The organism is Rhizobium sp. SEMIA 4085, from assembly GCF_013004495.1.
GTDB lineage: Bacteria > Pseudomonadota > Alphaproteobacteria > Rhizobiales > Rhizobiaceae > Rhizobium > Rhizobium gallicum.
On the sequence record NZ_JABEPH010000190.1, the window covers coordinates 1 to 11,560 of the forward strand.

Consider the following 11,560-nt stretch of genomic DNA (forward strand, 5'->3'; position numbering starts at 1 on the left):
CCGACCCGCAGTCGCTGTTGTCTGGAACGCATGTCGATCCCGCCCGCGTTCATTCGCAATGGCAATTCTATCAGAGCCTTGAGCCGGAGTTCGTGTTGAAGCGGCTGACGGCGTCGCTGGCTCCGCCGGATACAGTACGACTTTCGATCGTCAAGGATCGCATCGTTGCCGAGGGTGAGGCTCCCGACACCTGGATAGATCGGGCGCGCGCAGCGGCCCGACAGCTTTCGGCAGGCGGACCGGAATTCGACATCTCCAAGGTTCGTGATGTGAGCCCCGAAGCACGCGCGGCGGAGCACTGGCAGTATTATGTGTCGCGACTTGAGGCCCAACCGGGCATCATCGTTGCCGAACAAAAGGTGCGCGATGGCCAATTCTACATTTCCGGCCTGAGAGACCCGCTTGGCGCCGACCCGCAGTCGCTGTTGTCTGGAACGCATGTCGATCCCGCCCGCGTTCATTCGCAATGGCAATTCTATCAGAGCCTTGAGCCGGAGTTCGTGTTGAAGCGGCTGACGGCGTCGCTGGCTCCGCCCAAATCTGTTCTGCTTTCGATCGTCCAGGGTCGCATTGTTGCCGAGGGTGAGGCCCCTGCCAACTGGATCAACCGGGCGCGGGCCGCCGCAGAACAACTTTCGGCGGACGGAGTGGTTCTGGATGTCTCGCAGCTGCGTGAGCTGAACCTTGCAGAATTTAATTATTTGAGAGAGGCCATCCAGGCGACCGATATTTTCTTCTATTCCGGCAAAGCTGTGCCGGGACCAGAGCAGATGCCGGTCATCGACAGGTTGGCGGATCAAATAAAGGAATTCGCCCAAAATGCCCGCAAGTCAGGCGTAACAGCGCGGTTCATGTTGACCGGCCATGCGGACGCCACGGGCCGTGAGACGCCCAACGTGTCGATCAGCGCCGCCCGCGCCGAGACAGTTCGTGCGCTTCTCAACAAGCGCGGCGTCGCTCCGGAACTGCTGCTGGTTCGGGGCGCTGGCACCTTTGAGCCGGTGGTGCCTGAAAACAGTCGAACTGGGAGCTCCACCAATCGCCGGGTTTCGATTACGGTAAACCTAGAGTAGTGCGGAGCCAGGATATTGCAAAAAAAGATCTGCATGTTGGGTGGGTTCGCTGTCGGAAAGACGAGTCTGGTCCGCAGGTTTGTGCAAAGCATCTTTTCAGATACCTACCTGACCACGGTGGGAGTGAAAATCGACAAGAAGACTGTCGCACTCCCGGACAAAACCGTGGATCTGATTTTGTGGGATTTGGCCGGCGAAGACGATATCGGCTCATTCCGCGTCAGCAATGTGCGGGGTGCGACCGGGCTCGTGCTTGTCGTCGATGGAACCCGCGCCGCTACTCTTGCCGTGGCGCTCACTCTGCGCGAGCGGGCCGAGGCCGAATTCGGCGCTATGCCGTTTGTATTGCTGTTCAACAAATCCGACCTGGCCGATCGGTGGGCAATATCGGATAGTGAGATTAACGAACTCAGGCAACTTGGATGGCAAATCTTTCTAACAAGTGCGCTTTCGGGTGAACATGTTGATGATGCGTTTCGTCAGCTTGCTTCGATGGTTACCAAATAGACCATGCATAGATTGCCAAGAGAAGTCGGAAGCTGGATTTACGATTTCTTCTACAATGAGCACTCTGTCGCATATCTGAAAATTGACGACCAGCTTTGCATAGCTGCGAAGGGCGGTAACGTTAAACATTACGGGCTCTCATCGCTTCGCATTGGCAAGCCTGTTGCCGATCAGCTTGAATTTATGGAAGGTTTGCTGCCTTGCCCGGAGCTTCCATATCATATGGCCATGGTCGAACTGCCCAGCGGGCGTGTCGCGGACCTTCATCTTTTTGCCGGCAATGCCTGCGTGTGGCTGCTCTTTCTTGACGCCACTGCCGAACGCGACAACAAGCAGCGGCTCCAACAGAAGGCTTATGAAATGACGCTCCTGCAAGAGAGGGAGCGTCAACTCAACGAGAAATTACAATCGATGAACGAGGCGTTGAGGAAGAGCCAGGAGGGATTGTCGCGTGAATACCAGCGCGCCGAATCCCTACTCCTCAACATTCTTCCGGCGTCGATCGCGGAGCGGTTAAAAGCGCACAAAAAAATTGCAGACAACCACACAGAGGTGAGTGTGCTTTTTGCCGACATCGTCGGTTTTACGGAAAGAACGCGTAGCGTCGGAGCCGTGACGACGCTCGCTATCTTAAATTACTTCTTCAAGGCGGCGGATCGGCTCTCGGAACGATACGGCTGCGAAAAGATCAAGACAATCGGCGATTGTGTGATGGTGGTCGCTGGCCTGCCCACCGCGCGATCCGATCATGCAGGAGCCCTCGCGCACTATGCACTTGAACTGCGGAAGGCGGTTAAGCGCGAACGCTTCGCAGGAGAACCGCTGAGACTCAGAATTGGAATTCACTCGGGACCAATCGTCGCTGGCGTCATAGGCAAAAGGCGGTTCGCTTATGACCTGTGGGGCGAGACCGTTAATCTCGCCTCGCGCATTCAAACGTCCGCGGAGCCCGATGAGATCCGTATTTCGGATGCAACTCGCCAACTGCTTGGACCAAAATTTGCTTGCGACCCACTCGAGGAAACGGAATTGCGTGGTACAGGTCGTGTGCGAATGTGGCGGCTCCTGGCTTGATTTGCCGCTTGGCAGTGCCGACCCTGGAACGCATTGCATCTCAAGCTAATCAAACATCATGGTTTCGAATGTCCGCAGAGGTGCGCGAAGCAGTCGACCACCGAGCGACCGCCAAAGGTCTGTCCCGGGTCAACTCAGGACATCGGATCCTGGAGATTTAAGTCCGCTATCGTTCTTCCCTGCGCCACAAGCGGACCTACTGCTCTCGGCCCAATCCCGGACAAAGGTAGCGCAATTGGGTATACCTCAATGCGCTCAGGCTCAGAACTCGAGCAAGCGGATAGCCCCATGGGCTGGGTCAGAAATACGCCGCAGCAACCGCAATGGTTGCGGTGGTCGCGAAAGCCTATTGTGGGACGGTGCAAAAATCAGGCGGCCGGAATCGACGCTAAGCGGGAGCTCGCTTGCTCCGGATCAATTCTCCGCCATGACCCGCAGCGGACTATGTCCGCGTGTCGCCAATGCCCGCTTTGCGCCTTCAAGCACGAACCCGTTTCGCGGCTGTGCCGCGCGCTCGGCGCCGCTACATCACAAACTATCTGATCGCACGAAGCTCAACGCGGCCGCCGCAGCATTGGGACGAGCGTCGGCGACGAACCGACCTGGATCGCGCCGAGCGGTTCGAAGCCATAGCGTCGGTAAAACGGAAGGTTGCGCGGGTTCGAGGATTCCAAATAGGCTGGCGCGTGATCGCGGTCGCACCGTGCGAGTGCGTACACCATCAAGGCGTCGCCGTGACCTTCGCCTTGATGCGCCGGGTCGACGCCGATCAGGGGCAGGTACCAATGTGGTTCGGTCGGGTGATATGCGGCCATCTCCTCGAATATGGCCGTGGTTTCGGGGGCAATAGAGCGCGCAACCGTGCTCTCGATCACCGCACCAAGCTCTTCCTCGTCGGAATGTACTCCGGGCGATAGCCACAGCGCCGTCCCAGCGTAGCCGTCGGTGCAAAAGGCGCTTCCGTTAGAGAATGCGCTGCTCCCGAAGGCCCGGATCATTCGCGGCATGGCCGCAAGGTACTGGTGTCCATGCGGCCAGGTCCATCGCGCCATCGGATCCGCTGCAAACGCCAGCACGACCGTTTCCACCGCCAGATCTTCCTCGGCCGCGGCCATAACTCTCGCTGTTGGTGATTTCACACTGCCCTCCTGACGTAGATGGTCCGACGAGGCGCCCGCGCCCGTTTTCAGCTACGCATCGTAACTCGGATGGCGTGGGAGCGATACCGGTTGCTGCTGGCTCAGCGGTTCCGGATTCGCTGGCCGTAGCCGACCAGTGATGTGTTTGATCTGCTTTCGGGAGCCGTGAGAAGTCATGCGAATGTCTGTTCAAGGTCGATACGGAACAACCGCTTCTCACAGATTTTTATCCCGCTTATCGGCGCAAATGGCTCCCGTTGAACGAATTCACCGAACCGCTATGCGCCATCGAGCCACCCGGCGCTGTTGCTGCAAAGCGCACATGACGCGGTGACAACGCGGGTCGCAGTTGCGCCAAAAGCCGCCATTCCGCCCCATGCGAGTGATTAGATCACGAATTCCTCCTCGTACGTCTGTGGCTCGGGAACGACCGTAACCTCCACCGGAACGATCCAATTGGCCGCGTAGCTCTCGCAGTCGGAACGCTGGAGGTCGGGCTGCACGCATCCCGCCCCATCGATCGCGCGACATCGCAGTATATATCGCCCCACTTCTTCAGGGGTCCACATGTACTCCCACAAGCGCCATGCAAAGGGACGTTCTGTTTCGAGGAGCCTTCCCTCGCGCCAGCCCCTGCCATCTCCGGTGCAGACCTGCACCTGCCGGATAGCAGCCTCTCCGCTCCAGGCGGCTCCGAAAATCCGATACGGTTGCCCGGCGATGAGACGCGCCCCCTGCACGGGACGCGCGATCTGCGCTTTGACCTCCATCTCCGCGAGGGGTACCAGCCTGGGTTCCCCGAGGCTGCGCTCCCAACGGAAATAGTCGCGCGCCTGCCAGTAGCCAAGGAACGGTTGTTCCACAACCGTGATATGCGTGATCCACTTGACCCAAGCCATGCCGAACCAGCCACCCACGACCGCGCGTAGCGGGTAGCCGTGATCGCGCGTCAACGGCTCCTCGTTCATCGAATAGGCAAGGATCGTGCTGTCAGCGATGGCCTTCTCAAGCGGTAAACTGCGCGCAAAAGCGATGGGGCCGGGAGAAGCCGTTTTCCTGTTCGTGTCGACGACGCCGCTGTCTGCGCCTACGAGCAGAACCTCACGTGCGGTTCGCTTAACGCCCGCCATTTCCAAAATCTCGCGCAGAAGAACACCTGTCCACGCAGCATTGCCGACGGCTCCGTTCTGCCACTGCAACCCCTCCTTCGGTGGCACATAGTAGATGCGGCCGTTCCCTGCGCACTCGACGACGGCGGTGAAAGTCGTGCTCCGCATCGCCTTGATGCTGTCGAGGCCAAGTTCGATCGGCCGCTCCACCGCCCCGCCAACGCGCAATCTCCAGTCTCGCGCATCGAGGTCCGGCGACGGGAAATGGTTTCGCACGAAGAACAGCTCGGTTGGGATCAGCCAATCGGAGAGCGACGCAAACGGAAACTCGATGTTCTGTGGGGATTTCTGTCGAACTATTAGACTGGGTTGCTGTGGTGTCGGCATCGTCCTCGTCTCCCCTTTTCAAGAGCACAACGTCGGCTCTCGGTCGCGCGAATTCCGGTACGATCACACCGCCCTCGCAGTGCGTCTGTCGCATTCTGTCTTCGGGCCGCATTCTAGCACATACCGCACGTTCCTCGGATCGACCTCGAACGGCAGAAAAGGGGCCGACGGCGGACTTGATCGCTTGCGCCCTCCGGCGACCGTGATGACGCCACTGCTGCTCGGTGAAAGGCCGGCATCGATTGTCGTCCTTGCTGCAGCGGTCACATTGTTCGGTATCTTGCTGATCGCCGGAGAACTCGACACCGCGAGCCGTGGTGATTTAGTCGCCCTGCTATCGGCCGCTTGTGAATGGCCGAGCTCGGCCGGCACATGCAGGCGCATGGCGACGCGGCGATGGCTGCCAGCGCACAGTTCATGCTGGCGGCGCTGCACAAAATCGACCTCGACGAACCCTGGTGGCGGATCGTTCCAATCCCCGAAGGTGCGCACCGGAACTGATCGGCGAACCGCTGAACTCATTGCTGCCCGCCGGCGCTGACCGCCGCGCGCGACGATACGTACTTCCGTCAAGAGCCGATCGATCGTTGCTGCGCTTACAGCAGCTTCGAGCAGAGTTTACCATCGAGCTGCAATCGGCCATGCCGCTCAAGGGCAGGCAACAAGACGGGGATCATCGGTCGCAGTCGTTTGGAGCACAGTCGCTCGGACGCCTCCCACAGCACGATCAGCGCCTCGCGGACATCTTCGCCATAAAGAGCGCTGTGCCTCTTGCTCGCAAGTGACTTCTTCTCACGACGGTTCAGCGCGCGGATTGCATGCTTTCGATGATAGCCCGTCACCGCTACAAACTCATCCAATATACGGCATTTATCCTCTCGACGAGCCACTTTGTATCGCTCAGTAATTGCCTCGATCAGTTCCGATCGCGTCGCCATGCTGATCCGCCCGACCATTCATCCCCCGAACCGGCACGGCACGACCTGTCCATCCCTTCGGTACACAAACACTATCGGTAACATTTTGCTTGAGGCAATGCGGGGGTCAGTTTCTCATTTCGCCCGACATTCTGAGAGCTGCCGGTCGACTACGAAAGCGATAATGCCGCCTGTGAGCCGTTCAGGCGGCTAGCGTTCCCGCAATAATCGAGTGCTTTCCATCCCATTCTCAATACTTTCAGGGCGTCAGGTGAGTTGAGCGAGGATATCGTCGACGACACTTGGGACGGTACCCGTCGTGTCGATATTGATGCCGATGGGAAGATATTCCCGGGTATGATGGTAGCGGAGCACCAGCGTCCGCTCGGCCGGCTCGAAGCCCGGCTCATTTGGCCGCCCATCCAATCGTCGGTTCAAGGTCTCAACGTCTATATCGAGCACGAAAACCTTGTCGAAAAGGTCCAGGAATTTGTGGAAATTGCGCGAGCCGCCACAGAAGAAGGTGGCAGGATGGGTGGTGTCGGCAGCAATAGCGCGGACCTTGGCGACACGCCAGATCCAGTGGGCGTATCCCCAAACAATGCGGTCCGCGCCTTCGGGTGGTCCTGGGAGTGCCTGGCCCGTCTCGGGGTCGCCGACATAGGCCAAGACCCGGTCACCATGGACGACATGGTAGCCCCGCCGCTCCAGTTCGGTAGCGACAGACGTTTTCCCAGTGCCGGAACCGCCTTCGATCAGATAGTTTTTGATTCCCATAAGCGCTGCTTATCATGGCCTTCGATCTGGTGAGAAGACACAATACCTGGGAACGCTTCGCCAACGAAATGACGGCCCCTCTCCCTGCTCACACACGTTTTCCAAGCGGCCAACCTTTGGCCGAAGAATAACTCAAATGGGCATTGCACAATACGATCCAACTGCACCGGACCGTCCCGCATGGAACGCCGGCCGGAAGGTCGGCGTCAAAAAGCCGCTGAAGCAGCGCCAGATTTGGGCGATCCGCTTCTTCCTTGACAGGGAAGGACGCATGAGAGATCGCGCGTTGTTTTTTCTCGCGATCGACAGCAAGCTTCGCGGCTGCGATCTCGCGAAATTAAAGATCGGAAGTCTTGTTCCCGGGACGGAAATCCGAAACCGGGCGATGATCGTTCAACAAAAGACCAGCCGTCCGATTCAGTTCGAGATCACGACTGACGTCAGGGCGTGTCTGCTCTCATGGCTCGAACTCCGTGGTGGAACAGTCGACGACTATGCCTTTCCCAGTCGGGTCGACCATGCCGATCATCTGAGCACCCGCCAATATGCCAAATTGGAGGATGAATGGGTGACCGCAATAGGGCTGCGACGCGAATACTACGGCACGCACTCGCTTCGGCGTACCAAAGCCGCGATGATCTACAAGGCGACAGGCAATCTCCGCGCGATCCAAATCCTGTTGGGCCAAACCAAGATCGAAAACACGGTCAGGTATCTGGGGGTGGACATTGAGGTGCGCTGGAATTAGCGGAGCATACCGAGATTTGACTAGTGCGGCCCCGCATCCAGCGGGGCAGGTCGTCTCGGCGCAAATGTCTCCATTCAGAATATTGCGATCGAGCGGCTATGCGCCCCCATGTCGGCCACAGAGGGAATCTTTGCCTTCGCCCGGAAGCCGGCATTGCGGTGACCACCTAGAGTTCATAGTCGCGCCACAACCGGCCATTCCCGCAAGTTCTGTGTGCGTCACGCCCGACTCGCCCGAACGCTCAGCCACCGATCATGGGGCTTTCCGACGCACCGACGTACCTCGCTGACGATCCAGCCGGCGCCTGTGAGTGCGGACCGCAGGGCAGACTCGCGCCAGTACGTCTCGACGTAGCGCCGGGGCGCTGCAGCACTGCCGTGTGTGGACACATCCTCGCCTTCGCCCTCTCTAACCGAGGCGTGCAATCGGCCACCGGTCCGGGTCGCCTCGGCAAGCCGCCCAAGCACCGTGCCGAAATCCTCGCGCGCGACATGAATCAGGCAGGCACAGGCCCAGATCCCGTCGTACGGCGTGCCGGGACGCTGCGGGTCGGCCAAGTCTTCGGTCAGCGGGTCCAACAGGTCGGCCTCGAAGCCACTTTCGCGAAGCAGTTCGACGAAACCCTTTGAAATGTCGGTGCGCCGGACGCTAATTCCCCGCTTCTCAAGCTCAAGTGCATCTCGCCCGCCACCGCTTCCGATCTCCAGCACCCTGCCCGAGCCGCCCAGCTCGGCCACGAACGCATCGATCTCTGTCGCGACCCATTCGGGCATCGCCGCGGCCTCGGCAGCGTACTCCGCCGCGACCGTATCATAGGACCGCACGGTATCCAGGTCGGTGCTCATCCTAGCGCTCCTCCTTCAAGACAAGAGGCCTGATGAGCGAGAGGCCCATCAGCCCGTTGCGCCCTTCACACTTCGGCAGTTGGTGACATTGCGGGCGATTTGCTTCCCAGCTTTAGCAGAAATGCGGTCAGAGACACCACCGACCGAGCCAATGCTGCCTGGCGGCACCCGAAACCCTTCACATGTCGGTCATAGAGCTGACCATGTCCGTATCCTGCAAGCGGCCATCGTTTGTTCCCGCCCTTGAAGCCACTCTGCGCAAGAAGTGGACTTCCTGATCTGACGCATATAGGGGGCGGACACTAGCGGGCGGGAATGCGGAGTGCCTTCGGCCACCCTCTAGTTTACGCTTGTATGCCGTTCTGCAAACACGAAGCGCGCGACGCATGCCCCGCTTTCTCGCTGTCTACAGCATGAAGCCCGAAGACCTCGCGCGCTTTCGCAGCCTGCCCAAACCCGAACAGAACGCGGTCGACACTGTCGGATTAAAGCAGTGGGCGGATTGGGAGGAGAGGAACGCTGCATCGTTCCCGGATCGCGGCGGCATGGTCGGAAAGACGACGCGGGTGACCAAGGACGGCATCGCCGGCGCCGTGAACTCCTTCTGCGGCTACATCGTCGTTGAGGCCGAGACCATAGACGCCGCCGCCCGCCTCTTCGAGAACCACCCGCATTTCTCGATCTTTCCAGGGGACGGCGTGGACATTATGCCCCTCCTCACCGACCCGGCGCCCTAGCCCTCCGCCTGAGTCGCATACGTCACGACTCGTTCAGCTAATGCTTCACCCGTCCCAGAGACGGGGCAAGACGACCTCCGCTAACGCCGCATGTCGGCCGCAGAGGCGGATTTTGCCTCCGCCCGGAAGCAGACATCGCGGCTGACCATGCTGAAGGTCGCGCTCGCGCCATAACACGAGTTTCAGGGCCTTCCTTCAAAGCTGCCCTTTGCGCATCGGCTCGAGTCGACCCAAGTCGGACCTCTTGCGGGGACGCCGCCCGCCGTGTCCCCAGACCAATCGGGATGCCTCGAGCGACCGGAATGCAGAACCGGACATCCACCTAGTTTCGATAGACGTCGCAGTTTGGCCCACCGGGCCCAATTGCATGGCCTCCAGGATCAGGCTGGGACCAAGCCACGCACCACACGGAACATCATGGGAAATGATCGGGGTCCATCGGGCAAGCCAACTAGATACCCGGCACGAACATGCTGCTCGATCGAACCGCGGGCGTCATCCGAAAGTGCCATCAACATGCCTGTGACGCTGCCCGGGCCGTCGGTGAACGTAGCCCAATAGTCCGCGAAGGACTGATACTCGCAATCTACGACAACGGGAACCTCCGTCACCTCGGCGAGGCCGATCTTCCGCCACAACGCCGCCTGACCGTTCGGCCAGAAGTGCGTGCGCCCCGCCCGCATGGATCTCATCCTGGCGACGTCGGTATCAAGCACAGCACCGGTATTATAGACGAGGTCGAAGGCGGGCATGCCACCAAAGAACTGAGTAACAGCGGACGCGACCACGCCGCCCGGACGGGTTACGCGCTTCATCTCGGCAACTACCTGTTCAATTTCCGGGATAACGTCCAGGGCCAGCGAGGAAACGGCCGCATCGAATACGTCATCGTCGAACCGCAGGTGCCGGACATCGCCGTGTTCATATGCGATATTGGGGTGGGATCGACGAAGGCGGGCTCCTTCCAGGTATCCCTCCGATGCATCAACACCGATCACATGCGCGCCCGCCTCGGCCAGTGCTTTCGTCAACACACCTGTCCCACAGGCTACATCGAGTACGCGACCGCCCGGAGCGACATTGACACGGGCGAGAAACGGGCTTGCCAGATGTTCGCTCCAGCGCCCCATGAAAGCCTCGTAGGCGTCGGAATCAGTCCAATTATATCGTAGTTGTGCAGTTTCCATGAGTTGCCATCCTCCCTCAATCAAGAATGGACCTTAACACGGTCATGCGGGCTGCGCGCATCGCCGTCACACCGGGCAATCCAGCGGAACCTTGTTTGCGCTTCCCAAGAAACATGACGCAGTGGCAACCCCTGCCACGCTGGCCTTTCCGCCGGGGTGGTCCGAACTTCCCGCTTTGGTCGGTTTGACCAGTTCGATCCGCGTAGGTCGAACGGCGGGTATGCGCGCAAGGCGGCAGAACCTTCGCCCTCGCGGCAACGGCCGCCTCCCACCCCACCCAGTCCTTCGGCGCTCATTTCGGCCGTTCTTCAGGTGCCCGAACCAGCGGGACGCCCCATAAGGCGACCTTCATGGCGCTCCCTCAAAGCTGCCCTTCGCGCAACGGATCGGGTCGGACCTATCGCTGACCTCTGGCGAGCGGTTTGGAGAGGTTGTCATTGCCAGCCGCCTACGCCTCGTCCGCGATCCATTCGAGCGAGGCGCCATGCGGGTCGGTCCAAGCGACAGGGGAGCCGTTCACAGATAGGAGGAAGTGGCCTGGCGGCCGGCTTTTTCCGGCGCACCTGGCGATGCACGGGAATACGCGAGGGAACTCGTTCGATACCCAATACGGAGAGAGACGCATCACCTGCTCAGCAAAAGCCTCTCTGTCTGCGGGGTCGGAAACATAGTCGAGGACGGCTGTGTGAAAGATGACGAGGGTAGCATCCTTTGGAGCTTCGCTGCAGAGCCGCACTAAGTCGCTCCCGCGCAGGTCGCCCTTCAGCACTCGGGGCTTGACCGTGGCAGCGATCTTTACGGCCGCCCGCAGATTGGCGAGCCGCGCCGTCTGCTCTGGCCAGACCAGCGTCTCAAGCCATGCGACTTGCGAGGGGTCCGAAGCATCGATCGGGCTCAGGTCCAGCCCTGCCCGCCAGACGACTTGCGGTGCGGCCGCAGGCATCGGCGTTGTCTCACTGGCGGAACATCGGAAGACAGGCGGCTCCGCGGCCATCGCGGGTGCGCGGATCGCCTTGCGCCCGTAATCGTAGCTGTAGAGGTCGGGCATGAGGCAGAGGCC

12 protein-coding genes and 1 pseudogene are annotated in these 11,560 nt (G+C 60.0%); 6 read left to right on the forward strand and 7 right to left on the reverse strand.

What is annotated here, in order from left to right; translation table 11 throughout:
• The 3 genes from C9413_RS18850 to C9413_RS18860 form a co-directional block, all read left to right on the forward strand.
• The coding region (locus C9413_RS18850; protein WP_170250751.1) for an OmpA family protein at positions 1-1,073 on the forward strand (1,073 nt) is incomplete at its 5' end.
• A gap of 15 nt (positions 1,074-1,088) precedes the next feature.
• Entirely contained in the window at positions 1,089-1,580 is a 492-nt protein-coding gene (locus C9413_RS18855; RefSeq protein WP_223843944.1) for a Rab family GTPase, read from the forward strand.
• Between the two features lie 3 nt (positions 1,581-1,583).
• A complete protein-coding gene (locus C9413_RS18860) occupies positions 1,584-2,654 on the forward strand; it encodes an adenylate/guanylate cyclase domain-containing protein (protein WP_039845692.1) in 1,071 nt (356 codons plus the stop codon).
• 554 nt (positions 2,655-3,208) lie between these two features.
• Here C9413_RS18860 and C9413_RS18865 read toward each other — a convergent pair.
• Complete coding sequence (locus C9413_RS18865) at positions 3,209-3,793, reverse strand: GNAT family N-acetyltransferase (protein ID WP_170250752.1); 585 nt, start codon at positions 3,791-3,793, stop codon at positions 3,209-3,211.
• Between the two features lie 386 nt (positions 3,794-4,179).
• Entirely contained in the window at positions 4,180-5,289 is a 1,110-nt protein-coding gene (locus C9413_RS18870; protein WP_039845694.1) for a sulfite oxidase, read from the reverse strand.
• Between the two features lie 351 nt (positions 5,290-5,640).
• On the opposite strand from C9413_RS18870, the gene C9413_RS18875 reads away from it, so the two are divergent.
• Entirely contained in the window at positions 5,641-5,790 is a 150-nt protein-coding gene (locus C9413_RS18875) for a hypothetical protein (protein WP_166677442.1), read from the forward strand.
• Between the two features lie 95 nt (positions 5,791-5,885).
• On the opposite strand, the gene C9413_RS18880 is transcribed toward C9413_RS18875, so the two are convergent.
• Together C9413_RS18880 and C9413_RS18885 are read right to left on the reverse strand one after the other, a co-directional pair.
• Positions 5,886-6,245: a hypothetical protein gene (locus C9413_RS18880; RefSeq protein WP_246703791.1), complete on the reverse strand. Its 360-nt coding sequence runs from the start codon at positions 6,243-6,245 to the stop codon at positions 5,886-5,888.
• A 228-nt stretch (positions 6,246-6,473) separates the two neighbouring features.
• Positions 6,474-6,983 (reverse strand): nucleoside kinase, encoded by a 510-nt coding sequence (locus C9413_RS18885; protein ID WP_170250753.1) that lies wholly within the window; start codon positions 6,981-6,983, stop codon positions 6,474-6,476.
• A 136-nt stretch (positions 6,984-7,119) separates the two neighbouring features.
• Here C9413_RS18885 and C9413_RS18890 point away from each other — a divergent pair.
• Positions 7,120-7,751, forward strand: a pseudogene (locus tag C9413_RS18890) (tyrosine-type recombinase/integrase).
• A 198-nt stretch (positions 7,752-7,949) separates the two neighbouring features.
• Here the strand turns inward: C9413_RS18890 and C9413_RS18895 are convergent.
• Entirely contained in the window at positions 7,950-8,576 is a 627-nt protein-coding gene (locus tag C9413_RS18895) for a class I SAM-dependent methyltransferase (protein WP_170250754.1), read from the reverse strand.
• Positions 8,577-8,962: 386 nt separating this feature from the next.
• Between C9413_RS18895 and C9413_RS18900 the strand changes: the two genes are divergently transcribed.
• Positions 8,963-9,313 (forward strand): hypothetical protein, encoded by a 351-nt coding sequence (locus C9413_RS18900; protein WP_039845697.1) that lies wholly within the window; start codon positions 8,963-8,965, stop codon positions 9,311-9,313.
• 380 nt (positions 9,314-9,693) lie between these two features.
• Here C9413_RS18900 and C9413_RS18905 read toward each other — a convergent pair whose 3' ends face one another.
• A complete protein-coding gene (locus C9413_RS18905; protein ID WP_039845698.1) occupies positions 9,694-10,500 on the reverse strand; it encodes a class I SAM-dependent methyltransferase in 807 nt (268 codons plus the stop codon).
• Between the two features lie 448 nt (positions 10,501-10,948).
• On the reverse strand, positions 10,949-11,560 hold a 612-nt coding region (locus C9413_RS18910), incomplete at its 5' end, for a DUF2332 family protein (RefSeq protein WP_170250755.1).